We start from the raw sequence: 14,013 nt of genomic DNA on the forward strand, positions 1-14,013 counted from the left end.
CAAGGCAGCCTAATTTAGCGAGTGGTGCACTTCGGAGTTGAATTCGCGAACTCTACTTTAGCCTAGAAGATATACCAAGCTTTTATAAGCAATAAACAACAGTAAGCTTACATCAATAGACAAATGCCATTAAGCGATGCCCGATACCCTTCCCATGAGGCGGGTGCGGTAGTCCCACTCTCAAACCAAGAACCATCAGCATTGAGCACAGTCTCTGTGCTTGTCCTGCCCCTCTTCCTGCCCCTCTGGCCCCCCAAGCTGCCATTCGGTTTCATTCCTGACTTCACAATTTGCTGCAACTTATTTTGGTATAAGTGAAAAATCAGGCTACTTTTATACCATTCTGCTTAGATATTGACTTAATTCCGATTAGTGCCAGCTTCTATCAGGAAGATTATTATTTAACTTCAAACTAAAAGACTAAAATATGAAACCTTACCAAGCGATAGATTGTGGCCACTATGATTACCTGGAGTTGGCCTGTATTCGCGGTTATCCGCTGAAAATAGAACTGCTACAAGGCGAGATACTACATGGCAAGGCACTGATCACCGAGACCCGTCCCGACAAGAGCGAGTGGCTACTGGTACAAACGACCACCAGCAACCGCGCCATTCGTATGGATCAGTTGCTGGCAATCACTCCTGAGCTTGAAGGGGCTGAATTTGGCCGGGTGCTGATTGCCTCGGCCGGCAGTGAGATTTAAATCGCCGCGATAACTGAAATTTCCACCAGATACTCGGGCTCGGCAATCGCGGCCTCCACACAAGCTCTGGCCGGTGCATGCCCTGCCGGTAACCAGGCATCCCAGATGGCATTCATGGCATCATAATCACTCATCTGTTTCAGGTAGATAGTCGCTGAAAGGATCCGTTCACGACCGCTGCCTGCCCGCTTGAGCAGCTCATCCACTTCCTCGAGCATGGTCCGGGTTTGTTGCTGAATATCGGCGAACTTATCCTTGGCAACCTGACCACAAAGATAAACCGTGTTGTTGTGGATCACTATGCTGCTCATGCGTGGATTGGTATCGATACGTTGAATTGTCATCGGCTAGTTCCGGGGCGAAAATTATTATTTTATCCGGCAAAAGCTCACTTGGGACAGCCGGGATTCAGATAAGTGAAAAAAACTATCAAACAACCAATTTTATCGCATATTTTTTGGACACTTGGAGATAAGAGCTATTCCTTAAGCCAGTGGCACTGATAGAATCAATATCTCATTCGCCCAACTATTTAAGGACTCCTGTATGAGCCTAGAATTACTGTCCAAACTGGAGACCAAAATCCAGGCTGCGCTCGAAAATATTGAGCTTCTGAAAATGGAGCTGGAAGAAGAAAAGCAGAAAAATGCTCATCTGATAGAGCAAAACCAACAACTTCAGCAAGATCTCAACTCGTGGAACGAGAAAGTTACCGGCCTTGTTGGTCTGCTCAACGACGAAGTCAACTGAATCTAAACGGTTTTAGCTTGACTATTCTGAGTTTCAATGAGTTCGTTCAATTCCATGATAGCCTGCTTTACCTTTGGCAGGCTTTTTCTCGGCAGCAAAAAGCGCCCCTTATCAAACTCTAATCTTCCCAGATCTTTCACCCAGACGGCGCCGGTCAAGAATATCCTTACGTGTTTGACAATCAGCTTGGGAGCATAGACAGGAAATACACGCACGAGAAACCTCCTTTAGTTGATTTCCGATCCCGAAGTTTTGACCTCCTAACCCGGCAGAAGGTTTCATCTCAATTCAGTAAAATGATCCAAAAGTCGTAAGTAGGAGTCTTTGTTATAAAAATTCTCCTGTTATACATCTATACCCGGCAAGCGAAGTCAAAAATCCAGCGCTTGCCAATTTTTTGACGCACTGTTAAAGTAATGCCGTTACTCAGGGTAAAAACTGAGCCTTATGGCTCTAATCCGTACTTCTTGCGACCAAGGAGTACGGTTTTTTTTTGGGGTTTCGACCAGTATTTCCGGGTAACAAAAAAGGGCCATGTCGGCCCCTTTTTTGTATCTATATACCGAATTACTTCAACTGAGTCAGGTAGATAGCAATATCCAGCATCTCGTCATAAGACTTGATGGCACCAGTTTCAACCCGATACTTACCATTCACTACCAGCGCAGGCACACCTGAGATCTTGGCGTTTTCTGTATTGCGCTTCATGTTGGCCATCATGCTGTTGACCATAAAAGAGTTGGCCGCAGAATCAAACTGCTTGGGATCTACACCATTGGCCACAAAGAGCGCCTTGACGTCATCACGATTGGTGAAGTGTTGCTTCTTGTCCTGGATCGCACTGAACATGGCGTGATTAATCTTGTCGGACACCTTCAGCACTTCGGCAGTAGCGAAAGCACGGGACATCTCCACACCCATCTCGCGACCGATAAAGTCGACATGGTTTTGCTCAAAAGCGACTCCTTCGGGCAAACGCGCCTTCAACTTGGGGATCACGTTCTTTTCAAAGTTATAGCAATGGGGGCAGTAAAAAGAGAAAAACTCTGTAATTTCAGGCTTGGTGGAGGCGGGGCCTTCACTAACCACAGTATAATGCACGCCTTCTTTGTACTGGGCCGCTGTGGCCGCCAGAGGAAGCAGCAAAAATGCCGCTGCCAACATCAGGATTTTCTTCATTGGAGTTCCTTGTTTATTAAAATTTCAGCCAACACTGCTGGAGTGGCTGAATAACATAATCTTCTTTTTGAGTCGAACTCAAGCCCTGAGTTCCCTTTTTGTTAAATCCAAGCCTCTGCAGGTATCACCTTTGGGTCTCAGTACCACTCAATAGGGGATAAGACTCAGTGGCGCTTCATCCAGACGCTGCCGTTGTTCTTTGAAGGCCTGCAACTGCTGTCGCCAGTATTCTTCGGTCGCAAACCAAGGAAAGTGACGCGGAAACGCGGGGTCATCCCAGCGCTTGGCCAGCCAGGCGTTGTAATGCAGCATCCGCAGTGCTCTGAGTGGCTCTATCAACTGCAGCTCTTTGGTATCGAAGTTGGAGAAAGCCTCGTAGGCTTCCAGTAAGACTTCCAACTGCAGCGTTTGCTGTTGCCTGTCACCGGATAACATCATCCACAGGTCCTGCACTGCAGGGCCGTTGCAGGCATCGTCGAGATCGACAAACCCGGGGCCATTGGGGGTCCAGAGAATATTGCCGGGATGCAGATCGCCATGCAGGCGCATACTCTGGTATGCAATACTCTGCCAGCGCAACTGCAGCTCAGAGAAAAGGCTGAACGCCGCCTCTAGCAACTGATCCCGCAACGCGTTCGGAAGCAGCTCTATATGCTGCAATTGCTCCAGCGCCGGAGCCCCCAGGGTTGTCGGTGTCAGATTCAGGCGCTGCTTGAACAGGCTGCCACGGGAATACTGGTGCAAACGGCCGATAAACTGGCCTGCCCCCTCTATCTGATCCAGGTTGTCCACCTCGAAGCTGCGACCGCCTATGGAAGGAAACAGCGCAAAACGCCACTCTTTGAAGTGATGCAGACTGCGGCCATTGAGCACCACAGGAGCGGCAATAGGGATCTCGGCTTCGGCCAGCTCGAACGTAAATTCATGCTCTTCCAAAATCTGGGCATCGGTCCAACGCTCGGGGCGATAGAACTTAACCACATACCTCTGGCCGCGATCGCAACGAAACTGATAGACCCGGTTTTCATAGCTGTTAAGTGGCGTTAGCCCCGTCTCCGGATAAATCGCCAGACTTTCGATAGCATCCAAAATCAGTTCAGGGGAAAGATCCCGATAATGAAACGCCGCCGTGGCCTGCTTTTCTGTCATGCCTGTGACTCCAGTAGATGTTTCAGGTATACCAACACTTCCCAGTCTTGTTCACTCTGGCAGCTCAACCAGCACACCTCACCGTAGAACTCATAGTTGAGCCACAAAAGGCTGCCTTCAAAATCCAGCAACCATTGGTGACGATCTGCCCCCCATTGCCGCTCCAGCACCTTGGCATCAAGTGCCCGGCATAAAGGATTGGCAAAGCTGTCGAAGGCTTCAAACTCGACCCCGGCCGTCATCGACAGGGTTTTGTGCTCTGAATCCAAGCTAAGATTTTGATACTGCATCTTTTAATCCTATTCCTTAACTACTGCAGGACATGATCAACCCCTGCCCCCAATCCGGTGGTCGCTTGGCAAACTCCTGCATCTCAGGCTGCTCATCGAACGGGCGCCTAAGGAGCTGGTACAACTGCTCAAGCGGCTGGCTATTGCCCTCCTCTTCGATGGCAATGATCGCTTCCTGAGCCAGATAATTGCGCAAAATATATTTGGGGTTGTGGGCCCGGCGATCGGCCTGCCACAGCTCAAGTTCCCGACTTGAATCGATACGGCGCCGATAATCGGTCAGCCAATCATCCCAGCCCTGACGATTGATAAAATCATCCCTCAGACTGCTATTTTCTGCCTTGGGATCCAGCTCGCCGAAGCGGCGCAAGCTCTGGGTGTAGTCCAAGGCATTTTGTTCCAACAAGCCGGTAAAGGCGCCGATAAGCGCCAGGTCCTTGTTGTCTTGCTCCAGCCGGGCATCAAGGCTTAAATCTTCAGCCAAGGGGGCCAACCCCAACTTGGCGCGCATCAAGCTAAGATATTGCTGCACCAATTCATGCTGATAAGTATTGAGCGCGGTTATCAAGTCATCGGAAGCCAGCACAGGCGTCAACGCCTGCGCCAAACGTTGCAGGTTCCACAAGCCGACGCCGGGTTGCTGACCAAAGGCATAACGCCCTTCGGGATCTGAATGGTTACAGATAAAGTCTTCCTTAAAGGTATCGAGGAAGGCGAAGGGGCCAAAGTCGAAGCTATCACCGAGAATCGACATATTGTCGGTATTCATCACCCCGTGGGCAAAGCCCACCGCTTGCCAGTGGGCGATCATGCGCGCGGTATCGCGCACCACCAGCGCAAACCAAGCCTTGTAGCCGTCATAGTCCAGGCTGAGTTGGGGATAATGTTGGCTGAGGGTGAAATCGAGCAGCTGCTTGAGCTTGTCGGCCTGCCCTTTCTCGCTGTAACAGAAATACTCGAAGTGGCCAAAACGTATATGACTGCGGGCCAGGCGTACGGTAATGGCTCCTTTTTCCAGCGACTCGCGCCATACAGGCAGCTCAGAGCCGATCACCGCCAGCGCTCTGGTGGTGGGTACGCCCAAATGATACAGCGCCTCGGACACCAGAAACTCACGCACCGCCGAACGCATCACCGCCCGGCCATCACCGTGACGCGAGTATGGCGTGGGTCCCGCCCCCTTCAAGGCCAGATCCCAGGCACCTTCTGGCCCCAGGGCCTCACCGAGAATGATCGAACGGCCATCGCCCAATCTGGGGCTGTAGCCGCCAAACTGGTGTCCGCTGTAAACCTGGGCATAATACTCGGCGCCCGGCATTCTCTGGTTGCCGGCGAGTTGCTGCAGCAAGGTTTCATTGGGACCAGCCAAGCCCAAAAGCGCCGCCGCATCATCACTCCAGGCCAACCAATGGGGCGAAGGTAGCCCAGAAGGCAATACCTGCTGGTAAAATCCCGCCAGGCGGGTGAAGTAATCCTGTTTAAATTTCATGTCCCTTAGGGGCCGTTAGTGTGCCATTGGTCACAGATTACCATATCCCTGTCGTCTAGACGGCAGTTGTGACCACACTCGAAACTGCCCTTGCCTTCATTGAGGTGTTGCATACCTCTGCCCTTGCCCTGACACTGCTGCAGAGTTTGATAGTAACCGGCTATGGCGTGGTAACGATCCAACGTCTCGGCCGTTTGCGGCTCGACGTCCGACTTATCTCTATTCGGCTGCTGTATATCCGTATCCGGATAGTAAAACAGAGTCCATTGCGGCTGCTTGCTGCAGGCTGCCAGCAGCAAAAGCGAAGTAAGTGCAACCCATAAAGTCGCTGGTTTCATTGCGGCTCTCCATCAATAAAAAAGCGAACCCGCAGGCTCGCTTAGCTTGGGAAGGAGTGACACGGCAGTTAACCCGGCCCTCCTTGCTTGATTCTACACATTGAATCGGCTTTTGTACTCAGGCAGAGGCTTTATCTCTGGCCTTTTCGATACGCTTGATACGACCTTCAAAGCCTGTCACTGTGCCATCTTGCAGCCCATATTCAATCGCCTTGTTGCACAGGGCAATGGCGGCATCGAAACGGCCGGCATCGCTGCACAGGGTAGAGAGTTGCATAAACCCTGTGCCCTTGAACTCGGCCTTGGGTGATTTGCTGAGTACTTTCTCCCGACTGGCGGCAAACAATGCACTATATGCGCCATCGTACTCCTGTCCCAACTGCAGATACTTGCTGTTTTTCCGCTGCTTGTAGCATTCGCCAATCACGGCCAGTAAAGCGTCATGTGCTTCGATGGTGCCTTCAGAGGCCTGATACTGTTCCATCGCCCGCTTGAGGGTGATATTGCCCCAACTGATATCCGGTGCAGCCGCCTTGGCTGGCTCTGGCTCTGGCTCTAGCTCTAGCTCTGGCTCTAGCTCTGGCTCTGGCTCTGGCTCTGGCTCTGGCTCTGGCTCTGGCTCTGGCTCTGGCTCTGGCTCTGGCTCTGGCTCTGGCTCTGGCTCTGGCTCTGGCTCTGGCTCTGGCTCTGGCTGGACAGTCTCGACCTCGGCGCGGCCGACTTCCACCTCTGGCGCGCTATTTTCGGTTTGAGACTCAAGCTCAGGCGACTCGGTAACCACTTGCTCAGCCGATGGCTGGGATTCAGCTTGCTCCTTCGTTTCGGCAAAGTCCAAATCGACACTCTGGTGCCCCTCCTGAGTCTCGCTTGCTGTCTCGGCCTGTGGCGCCTGAGGCATGGCTGAAGCTCTATCTTTGAGCTTAAGCGCCTCATCACGCTCCTCTTTTGCCAGACGCTGCGCTCTGTTGTAGAGGAAAATACCCGCTGCGACCAACAAGATTATGACCAGGATTTTAAACATCTTCGTCCACCATTTTTTGAGTGTCGGGCCGACTGGCAGCCCTGTTTTGTGGTAATGGCAATCAGCCAAAGCCACCCCGCTCTGCACAGAGTTTAACCGATATTAATAGAGTATCGTCTTAGTATAAATCAAGTATTTATGCTTTTTCTGCCCGGTTTACGGCGCTTTTTGCGATCGAAATTCAGTCTGTGACCCTTGGTGCGCCATAGGTAAGTACAAACTGGTACACTCCAGGGGTTTTGATCCCAAGAATGGCAAACAAGGATTCAGATGCAAAAATTACTGATAGTCGCTCACGCCGGCCCGTATGGCACAGAAAAATTGTTTAACACTCTGCGTATCGCCCTGGCGTTGAAAGATCAGGAGCAGACAGAAGTGGAACTCAAGTTATTCCTAATGTCAGACGCTGTCTTTGGGGCAGTTAAAGGCCAGAATACCCCGGATCTCAGCTACAACCTGCAGCAGATGTTCGAAATTCTTACCGCTCAAGGCGTTCCTCTACTACTGTGCAAGACCTGTGTTGAGGCCCGCGGCGTAGTGGCAGATATGCTATTGGATGGCGCAGCCATTGGTACACTCGGCGATTTAAGCCGCTGGACTCTGGAAGCCGACAAGGTTATCCATATCTAGGGTTAACTTGTAATTTAACCTTGAGTGCGCACAAAGCTTCATTTTGTGCGCACCTTCATAATTCCTGCCACTGATTTTGAACCAGCCCCCTTCTCAGGACTAAGATAGCCATAGTTGAGTAATTTACTAAGGTAAGGCTATGGAGCTGCTGCAAGGAAAACTGCTGACCGAATTCCGCACTGTTTCTGCCATGGTGTGGATCTACTGCCGTGACCACCATCCCAGAAGCGACGATGGCAGCCTCTGCCCCGACTGTCAGGCCTTGATGGACTATGCCCATACCCGTCTCGACCGCTGCCCCTACGGTGAAAGCAAACCTACTTGCAATAAATGCCCGGTACACTGCTACAAACCTGAACCCAAAGAACAGATGCGTCAGGTGATGCGTTACGCCGGTCCACGCATGTTACTGAGTCATCCGATACTGGCTCTGCGCCACCTATGGTGCGAGCGCAAAGCCGCACCGGGCAAACCACCTAAGGACGCCTCAAACCGCCATAAACGCATGCATAACAGCAAAAACTGACTATTTTTTGTTGCGCCCCTCAAGTGGCTGAGATAAGAATGTCGTTAAGGGGGCCAGATGACTGCATTCAGCGACATTTTTACCCAAGCTTACTGGTGGCTATCGCTGCTTGGAGGCCTGCATTGCCTGGCGTTATCCATCTACGCACGCTTTGTCTATCAGGACAGCCATAGCCAACGTCGGCTACTCGCCGGTATCTTTGCCTTGATGGCGCTCTATTTCTTTACCGGCCTGTTCAACCGCGACAATACCCCGGCCCCTATTCACCTACTGTTTCTGCTATTGCTGCCACTGTACTTCCTGTTGATGCCGGCACTGTATCAATACCTGAAGCAACAGCTAAGCCCAACTGCGGATTCAAAATTGCCACTCAAGCACCTGTTACCATCCATACTCGCTATGTGTCTGGTGATGTTGCTGTGGCTATTCAACCCCAGCCTAGTCACAGGTGTAGCCTTACTGGGTTACCAACCCCGCCTAAGTTGGGGTTCCCTGCTGTTGCCGCTGTTGCTGTTACTGCAAACCACCCTGTATCTGGCATTGGTGTTACAGTTGATGCAGCACTACTACCATGCGCTGGATCAGCAGGAAAACCGACTGCGACAACTACGCAACAACGGGCTGCTGGTGCTGACTCTGGCGCTGATTCTGAACTGGCTGGTTCGCAATATTGCCGTGCTCTTGACTCTGTTTCTCGGCGATCAATTTTCGGTTGTAGCGCAGGCAATCCCGAGACTGGCGCTACTACTGACCCTCTATCTGTTGGCCATCTACGGCCTCAATCAGCTCACCCGCGCCGCCTATCTGCGTGGACGTGAATTCCACCCCCAGGGCACCTCTGTCCCCAAACCGCCGCTCGATAAAGAAGAGCTGGATTTTCTCAATGAGATACTGCGCGAAAAAAAAGATAAGTAACATCGCCCTGGCTGTGACCTTTACGTTAATCTAATGCGGCTTTTAATAACAAAAACAAAGGAACAGAGATGGGATTGTCTAACAGCTACCGCCTGCTGGCCCTGTGCCTTATCGGTATGGGAACCCAGGTTTCCGCCCTTGAGCGGCAACATAAAATAACCAATCAGGACTTTTTCGAGATAGCCAACATGGGCCAGGTCGCTCTCAGCCCAGACGCCAAAATGGCCGCCTGGTTGGAGTCGCGCTGGGATAAAAATCTGGATAAGGCTCAGAAAGACATCTGGCTGGTCGACAGCAAGAGCCGCCAAAGCAAACGCCTGACCTTCAGCAACGAGAGTGAGAGCGCTATCAGCTGGAGTCCCGATGGCCAATATATCTACTTCCTCAGCAGCCGCGGCGATGCCAAGCAGCCAGCCCCCTTCAACGCCAAAGCGCAAATTTATCGCCTCGCGATTCATGGCGGCGAAGCCGTTCCCGTTACCCAAGAGGCCGGTGGCATCAAGAGTTACCAACTGAGTGACGATGGCAGTCAGCTCTATTTCCTGACCCATAAAACCCTGACAGACAAAGATCCCTGGGCCGATATGCGCGCCGCTCACCAAGGCCCTGAGTATGGTCACGACAGCCGCGATACCAACCCCCTTTACCGCCTGGATCTACAGCATTTTCGCAAGCAGTTGCTGCTGGATGATGGCAAGGTTGTTTGGGAATTCAGCGTCAGCCATGATGGCAATAAACTGGCACGTATCACCACAGAAGACAACGAACTGGTCAATCTGGAAGGTGGGTCTCAAGTAGAAGTCTTCGATATCAAAAACGCCACCAATCAGGTTCTGGCAGACAAGTATTGGCGTGAACAGGCGCCTTCTCCTTACGGTTGGTTACTGGGATTGAGTTGGGCCGAGGACAACCGCCGCCTCGCCTTCAGAATCGACTTCGACGGTCATCCCGGCAACCTGTTTATCAGTGATACCAGTCAACCTAAGCAGGCACCCTTGAGTGTTATGCGTCAGGGCGATATGACACTCAGCGGCGGCGATATCCGTTGGCGCCCGGGCAGTGAAGAGCTCTGCTATCGCGGCGCCGATCATGCGCTGGTACGTCTCTACTGCACCGAAATCAATGATCTGAAACAGGGCAACACCCGAACTCTACTGCAAGATGATACCGTCATCGGCAGCTACAGCTTCAGTCACAATGGCAAACAACTGGCGTTCAGTCATAACGGCCTGGATCACTTCTACGATCTGTTTATCGCCAACGCCGAGAAGCGCAAAGCCCCGGCCAAGCGTCTGACCCATATCAATCCGCAAACCGATTCCTGGCTACTGCCACAACTGAGCATAATCAAGTGGCAAGCCGCCGATGGCACTCAGGTTGAAGGCATACTGGAATTACCGCCCGGCTACCGCAAAGCCGATGGCCCCCTACCGCTTGTCGTGCAAATTCACGGCGGCCCTACTGCCTCCACCCCGTTTGCACTGCAACACAGATCCTATGGCCGTGCCACTTTCGCCGCCAGCGGCTGGGCCTTATTGTCGCCCAACTACCGCGGCTCTACAGGATATGGCGACAAGTTCCTCACTGACCTTGTGGGCCATGAACACGAGATTGAGGTAAACGACATTATGGCCGGCGTGGACAAACTCATCGCCGATGGCCTGGTCGATGCCGACAAGCTGGCCGTAATGGGCTGGAGCAACGGCGGCTATCTAACCAATGCACTTATCGCCAGTAGCGACAGATTCAAGGCCGCCAGCTCAGGAGCCGGAGTATTCGATCAGCGCCTGCAATGGATGCTGGAAGATACGCCAGGACATGTGGTCAACTTTATGCAAGGCTTGCCATGGGAAAAGCCTGAGGCCTATACCCATGGTTCTTCGTTGACACATGCAGACAAGATAAAGACCCCAACTCTTATCCATATTGGAGAGAAAGACGCCCGGGTGCCTTTGGGACATGCCCAAGGCTTATACCGCGCCCTAAAACATTACCTGAATGTGCCGGTGGAGCTGATAACCTACCCAGGAGAAGGCCATGGTTTGAGCCACTATAAGCACAGACAAGCCAAGATGGACTGGGATCAGGCCTGGTTTGAACATTATGTTCTCGGCAAACCCTTGCCCTAGCCTAAGGGCTCAGTCATAGAAGCCGAGTTAACTGAACTCTGGCTGACATTCACACTAAAAAGCGCCATTGCAGGCGCTTTTTTAGCCTCCCCCCCTGTATTTTTGCTGCCGGACAAGTAAGCTCAAGAGTAGCCAAAGGTATCCAGGCCCCATTGACCGGGAGCCCAAGACTCTCAATTTGGAGGTTCATCATGAAAACCATTTCTAATACCCTATTTACCCTCTTTGCGCTGGTAGGCAGCCTGCTACTGGTCCCAACAGCCAGTGCCAATGACAGCTACAGCAGCGCCATAGCTACCTTCAAACAAGCCAGCGAAACCCACAAATTCTTCGATTCTGCCTATGGTTATGCAATTTTTCCTACCATAGGGAAAGGGGGACTTGGTATCGGAGCGGCCTACGGCAAGGGACGCGTTTATCGCGGTGGTGCCTATACCGGTGACTCGAGCATGACTCAGGTTTCCATTGGCTTCCAAATTGGCGGTCAGGCCTACAGTGAGATTATTTTCTTCAAGGATGCACAGGCCTACCGCGACTTTACCAGCGGCAGCTTTGAGTTCGGCGCCCAGGCGTCAGCCGTAGCCATCAATGCCGGCGCCAACGCCCAAGCAGGTACCACAGGTAATTCGGCCGGTGCCGGTCAGTCTGGCGGCAGTCAGGCTGCCAAGGCCGCTTATATCAACGGTATGGCGGTATTTACTGCCGCCAAGGGTGGCCTCATGGTAGAAGCCGCTCTTGCCGGGCAGTCATTTACCTTCGAAGCGCAATAAGCCCATTGACGAGGCGACTCAGGTCGCCTCATCTATTAACCCTTTTTATTAATGTCCCCATGGTGCCGGTGGCGGCGTCACTTCATTGCTCAAATTGAATTGCAACAGAAAGTCTCGGTTTTCCCGGGTCAGGCGATAACTGAAGTTCTGCTGATCCAACCCCAGATGCCAAACATTGGTGACCGACTGCGTCAGACCATGCTGTTTGAAGTTGGCAATCGAAAATTCATCAACCGGAAAAGACTGCCAGGACTCAGTTCCAGGAATGCGACTGTCACCGCCATACTGAGTCACGGCATCTTCGCTGCCATCCTGATGACGATGATCATGCTTGAGCCTGAGGCCATCGGCCGTCTTGCTGATCACCCAGGTGCGGGATCTGTCCTCTCCCACATGCAGCGGAATACGGATCTCGGTTTCTGAGCATTGGCGCACATGCATCACCAACGGCTGACCCGTGAAACCATCGCCGACACTCCCCCCCTTGATCAGCTCACCACTGTAGGCCTTACCGCATAAATCAGATAATTGCTTAAAAAACTGCTCGGCAGCGGTCAATTCCTGACCCTGTACCGACGTTGTCAACAACAAGGCTGCCATCATCCCCAATCGTTTCATTCTTCTTGTTCCTTCTTGATTAAATGAACGACTATAACGACACACTTTGAAACCAAACTGAATCCCTACAACAAATCGCCACAGCAAGCAAGTCACGAAGTCACAACGAATCATTTCCGAATTTCTTTCACTATTTTACTTGATTAAATTCACACCCTGAGAATAAAAACAGGCTTTCGTTAATTTCATCTGAGGAAATAAGGTTTTTTCGCCTGGCTAAAAATAGGAAGCAATTCATGTTTCAAATAATTAACTATTTCTCAATGTGATCTTAATCTTGGCAATAGTCTAACAATGAATTCATAGTAATGTCTCTGCAGAGTGGGGACAGTTAGATGAAAATTGACAGCCTTAATTATAACCAGTTAAAAGTTTTACTAGCTGTATATAAACATGGCCAAGGAAACTTGGCAGCGGCCGAATTGGGCATATCCAGTTGTGCCGTCACTCGCACACTAAATGCGCTACGTGATGTATTTATGGACTCTTTATTTGTTCGTAAATCAAATGGATTAATTCCTACACAAAAGACCGAAGAATTAATCCCACACGCCAAATTACTAGTAGAGCAATATCAGTTGCTTGAACGGCAACACTCTGTCTTTTCCCCCAGCCAATCCGGCGGTCATTTTGTTATCAGGGCCTATGATGAGTTTGTCTATGCTGTTCATAAAGTCATAAATAATTACATTCTTCCAGAAGCACCCAACTTACGGTTCGATATTCGTACACTCAGCCATGACTGCAGCAATGAGCTCATTGGTGGCGGCGTCGATTTCGTGGTGGTTTACGAAGGTTTTGATGACACTAGGCTCAACTATGAAATCTTCTCTGAGACAGGTGATATCTACATTCTGGCCAGAAAAGATCATCCAATTCTGTCCGAATCCATGTCATTGGAGCAGTTGTCCCACTATCCACTACTGGAAATCGACAACTACAACGACCTGACTTGTCCCTTATTGGTAAATCTATGTCGGGACAATGGCCTGCAAATGGATGTTGCCGGTTACACAGACAGTGTCGCCACTGCAATGCAAATCCTTGCCGAGTCAGACTATATCACTCTCAGCTGCAATCAATTTACTCGCAAGTTTGTCGACATGTTACCTGGTGTCAGTTATCGAAGATTATCTGACAACATGATTGAAAATATAAAAGAAATTCGTAGCGAATACCGTACGGTAGGCAATTACATCCTTTATGGAAACATTAATAATTCCCCGGCTTTCAACTGGGTGAAATCAAAGCTCGTGTATGGATTGGAACGAGAATGGCGTTTGGCTGCGGCCACATAAGAGATAAATCACAAGTGAAACAAGAGGTATCCAATGGAGTTCACATTATTTTGTATTACGGCCTATGCCGCTTATCTGGTTTATAAGAAACCAGAAAAAGAAAAACTGGCAGATAAACTTCTTTTCGGTTGTATCGGAATGAGTTTCTTTATTTGGATCATGATGTCCTGGGGCGTTTTACTTCCTGTCGGTAACTACTAAAGAG

Annotated in this window: 18 protein-coding genes; 9 read left to right on the forward strand and 9 right to left on the reverse strand. The window is 50.8% G+C overall.

The genetic code is table 11. The features are described from left to right. Positions 1-427: 427 nt before the first annotated feature. The gene (locus tag RC73_RS17260; protein WP_039035821.1) at positions 428-706 is read left to right on the forward strand and encodes a Rho-binding antiterminator; all 279 of its coding nucleotides are present in this window, start codon (positions 428-430) and stop codon (positions 704-706) included. Here the strand turns inward: RC73_RS17260 and RC73_RS17265 are convergent. Beyond that, positions 703-1,050, reverse strand: a complete 348-nt coding sequence (locus tag RC73_RS17265) for a RidA family protein (protein ID WP_039035822.1) — start codon at positions 1,048-1,050, stop codon at positions 703-705. The two genes, RC73_RS17260 and RC73_RS17265, sit on opposite strands and share 4 nt — an antisense overlap. A gap of 202 nt (positions 1,051-1,252) precedes the next feature. Between RC73_RS17265 and zapB the strand changes: the two genes are divergently transcribed. Then, positions 1,253-1,456, forward strand: a complete 204-nt coding sequence (gene zapB, locus RC73_RS17270) for a cell division protein ZapB (protein WP_025010851.1) — start codon at positions 1,253-1,255, stop codon at positions 1,454-1,456. A 2-nt stretch (positions 1,457-1,458) separates the two neighbouring features. On the opposite strand, the gene RC73_RS17275 is transcribed toward zapB, so the two are convergent. The 7 genes from RC73_RS17275 to RC73_RS20820 form a co-directional block, all read right to left on the reverse strand. Continuing rightward, on the reverse strand, positions 1,459-1,671 hold the full coding sequence (locus RC73_RS17275) for a DUF1107 domain-containing protein (RefSeq protein WP_025010850.1): 213 nt from the start codon (positions 1,669-1,671) through the stop codon (positions 1,459-1,461). A gap of 352 nt (positions 1,672-2,023) precedes the next feature. Next, positions 2,024-2,635, reverse strand: coding sequence for a thiol:disulfide interchange protein DsbA/DsbL (locus RC73_RS17280; RefSeq protein ID WP_039035823.1), 612 nt, complete (start codon positions 2,633-2,635; stop codon positions 2,024-2,026). A 147-nt stretch (positions 2,636-2,782) separates the two neighbouring features. Next, the gene (locus RC73_RS17285; RefSeq protein WP_039035824.1) at positions 2,783-3,784 is read right to left on the reverse strand and encodes a serine/threonine protein kinase; all 1,002 of its coding nucleotides are present in this window, start codon (positions 3,782-3,784) and stop codon (positions 2,783-2,785) included. Beyond that, positions 3,781-4,026, reverse strand: a complete 246-nt coding sequence (locus RC73_RS17290) for a DUF3630 family protein (protein ID WP_405130427.1) — start codon at positions 4,024-4,026, stop codon at positions 3,781-3,783. The genes RC73_RS17285 and RC73_RS17290 overlap by 4 nt, the downstream gene beginning before the upstream one ends. A gap of 64 nt (positions 4,027-4,090) precedes the next feature. Then, positions 4,091-5,563 (reverse strand): protein adenylyltransferase SelO, encoded by a 1,473-nt coding sequence (locus RC73_RS17295; RefSeq protein WP_039035826.1) that lies wholly within the window; start codon positions 5,561-5,563, stop codon positions 4,091-4,093. Between the two features lie 5 nt (positions 5,564-5,568). Further along, the gene (locus RC73_RS17300) at positions 5,569-5,901 is read right to left on the reverse strand and encodes a hypothetical protein (RefSeq protein ID WP_039035827.1); all 333 of its coding nucleotides are present in this window, start codon (positions 5,899-5,901) and stop codon (positions 5,569-5,571) included. Between the two features lie 118 nt (positions 5,902-6,019). Then, the gene (locus RC73_RS20820) at positions 6,020-6,922 is read right to left on the reverse strand and encodes a hypothetical protein (protein ID WP_039035828.1); all 903 of its coding nucleotides are present in this window, start codon (positions 6,920-6,922) and stop codon (positions 6,020-6,022) included. Positions 6,923-7,192: 270 nt separating this feature from the next. Between RC73_RS20820 and RC73_RS17310 the strand changes: the two genes are divergently transcribed. From RC73_RS17310 to RC73_RS17330, 5 genes are all read left to right on the forward strand, one after another. Then, the gene (locus RC73_RS17310) at positions 7,193-7,552 is read left to right on the forward strand and encodes a DsrE/DsrF/TusD sulfur relay family protein (RefSeq protein ID WP_039035829.1); all 360 of its coding nucleotides are present in this window, start codon (positions 7,193-7,195) and stop codon (positions 7,550-7,552) included. Between the two features lie 139 nt (positions 7,553-7,691). Beyond that, positions 7,692-8,078, forward strand: coding sequence for a nitrous oxide-stimulated promoter family protein (locus RC73_RS17315; protein ID WP_039035830.1), 387 nt, complete (start codon positions 7,692-7,694; stop codon positions 8,076-8,078). A 57-nt stretch (positions 8,079-8,135) separates the two neighbouring features. After that, positions 8,136-8,993 (forward strand): hypothetical protein, encoded by an 858-nt coding sequence (locus tag RC73_RS17320; protein ID WP_039035831.1) that lies wholly within the window; start codon positions 8,136-8,138, stop codon positions 8,991-8,993. Positions 8,994-9,061: 68 nt separating this feature from the next. Beyond that, positions 9,062-11,122 carry a S9 family peptidase gene (locus tag RC73_RS17325; protein WP_039035832.1) on the forward strand — a complete coding sequence of 687 codons (2,061 nt, stop codon included), beginning with the start codon at positions 9,062-9,064 and terminating at the stop codon, positions 11,120-11,122. A 191-nt stretch (positions 11,123-11,313) separates the two neighbouring features. Continuing rightward, the gene (locus RC73_RS17330; protein ID WP_039035833.1) at positions 11,314-11,892 is read left to right on the forward strand and encodes a YSC84-related protein; all 579 of its coding nucleotides are present in this window, start codon (positions 11,314-11,316) and stop codon (positions 11,890-11,892) included. A gap of 48 nt (positions 11,893-11,940) precedes the next feature. On the opposite strand, the gene RC73_RS17335 is transcribed toward RC73_RS17330, so the two are convergent. Further along, the gene (locus RC73_RS17335; protein ID WP_039035834.1) at positions 11,941-12,510 is read right to left on the reverse strand and encodes a hypothetical protein; all 570 of its coding nucleotides are present in this window, start codon (positions 12,508-12,510) and stop codon (positions 11,941-11,943) included. 335 nt (positions 12,511-12,845) lie between these two features. Between RC73_RS17335 and RC73_RS17340 the strand changes: the two genes are divergently transcribed. Both RC73_RS17340 and RC73_RS20965 read left to right on the forward strand, forming a co-directional pair. Beyond that, positions 12,846-13,808: a LysR family transcriptional regulator gene (locus tag RC73_RS17340; protein ID WP_039035835.1), complete on the forward strand. Its 963-nt coding sequence runs from the start codon at positions 12,846-12,848 to the stop codon at positions 13,806-13,808. Positions 13,809-13,841: 33 nt separating this feature from the next. After that, the gene (locus tag RC73_RS20965) at positions 13,842-14,009 is read left to right on the forward strand and encodes a hypothetical protein (RefSeq protein WP_162835837.1); all 168 of its coding nucleotides are present in this window, start codon (positions 13,842-13,844) and stop codon (positions 14,007-14,009) included. The last annotated feature ends 4 nt before the right edge of the window (positions 14,010-14,013 follow it).

It is taken from the genome of Shewanella sp. ECSMB14102, assembly GCF_000813075.1.
GTDB classification, from domain to species: domain Bacteria; phylum Pseudomonadota; class Gammaproteobacteria; order Enterobacterales; family Shewanellaceae; genus Shewanella; species Shewanella indica.

Coding starts and splice junctions, on each gene's coding strand:
- RC73_RS17260 (WP_039035821.1), top strand. CDS start 428: ATGAAACCTTACCAAGCGATAGATTGTGGCCACTATGATTACCTGGAG.
- RC73_RS17265 (WP_039035822.1), bottom strand. CDS start 1,050: ATGACAATTCAACGTATCGATACCAATCCACGCATGAGCAGCATAGTG.
- zapB (WP_025010851.1), top strand. CDS start 1,253: ATGAGCCTAGAATTACTGTCCAAACTGGAGACCAAAATCCAGGCTGCG.
- RC73_RS17280 (WP_039035823.1), bottom strand. CDS start 2,635: ATGAAGAAAATCCTGATGTTGGCAGCGGCATTTTTGCTGCTTCCTCTG.
- RC73_RS17285 (WP_039035824.1), bottom strand. CDS start 3,784: ATGACAGAAAAGCAGGCCACGGCGGCGTTTCATTATCGGGATCTTTCC.
- RC73_RS17290 (WP_405130427.1), bottom strand. CDS start 4,026: ATGACGGCCGGGGTCGAGTTTGAAGCCTTCGACAGCTTTGCCAATCCT.
- RC73_RS17295 (WP_039035826.1), bottom strand. CDS start 5,563: ATGAAATTTAAACAGGATTACTTCACCCGCCTGGCGGGATTTTACCAG.
- RC73_RS17300 (WP_039035827.1), bottom strand. CDS start 5,901: ATGAAACCAGCGACTTTATGGGTTGCACTTACTTCGCTTTTGCTGCTG.
- RC73_RS20820 (WP_039035828.1), bottom strand. CDS start 6,922: ATGTTTAAAATCCTGGTCATAATCTTGTTGGTCGCAGCGGGTATTTTC.
- RC73_RS17310 (WP_039035829.1), top strand. CDS start 7,193: ATGCAAAAATTACTGATAGTCGCTCACGCCGGCCCGTATGGCACAGAA.
- RC73_RS17315 (WP_039035830.1), top strand. CDS start 7,692: ATGGAGCTGCTGCAAGGAAAACTGCTGACCGAATTCCGCACTGTTTCT.
- RC73_RS17320 (WP_039035831.1), top strand. CDS start 8,136: ATGACTGCATTCAGCGACATTTTTACCCAAGCTTACTGGTGGCTATCG.
- RC73_RS17325 (WP_039035832.1), top strand. CDS start 9,062: ATGGGATTGTCTAACAGCTACCGCCTGCTGGCCCTGTGCCTTATCGGT.
- RC73_RS17330 (WP_039035833.1), top strand. CDS start 11,314: ATGAAAACCATTTCTAATACCCTATTTACCCTCTTTGCGCTGGTAGGC.
- RC73_RS17335 (WP_039035834.1), bottom strand. CDS start 12,510: ATGAAACGATTGGGGATGATGGCAGCCTTGTTGTTGACAACGTCGGTA.
- RC73_RS17340 (WP_039035835.1), top strand. CDS start 12,846: ATGAAAATTGACAGCCTTAATTATAACCAGTTAAAAGTTTTACTAGCT.
- RC73_RS20965 (WP_162835837.1), top strand. CDS start 13,842: ATGGAGTTCACATTATTTTGTATTACGGCCTATGCCGCTTATCTGGTT.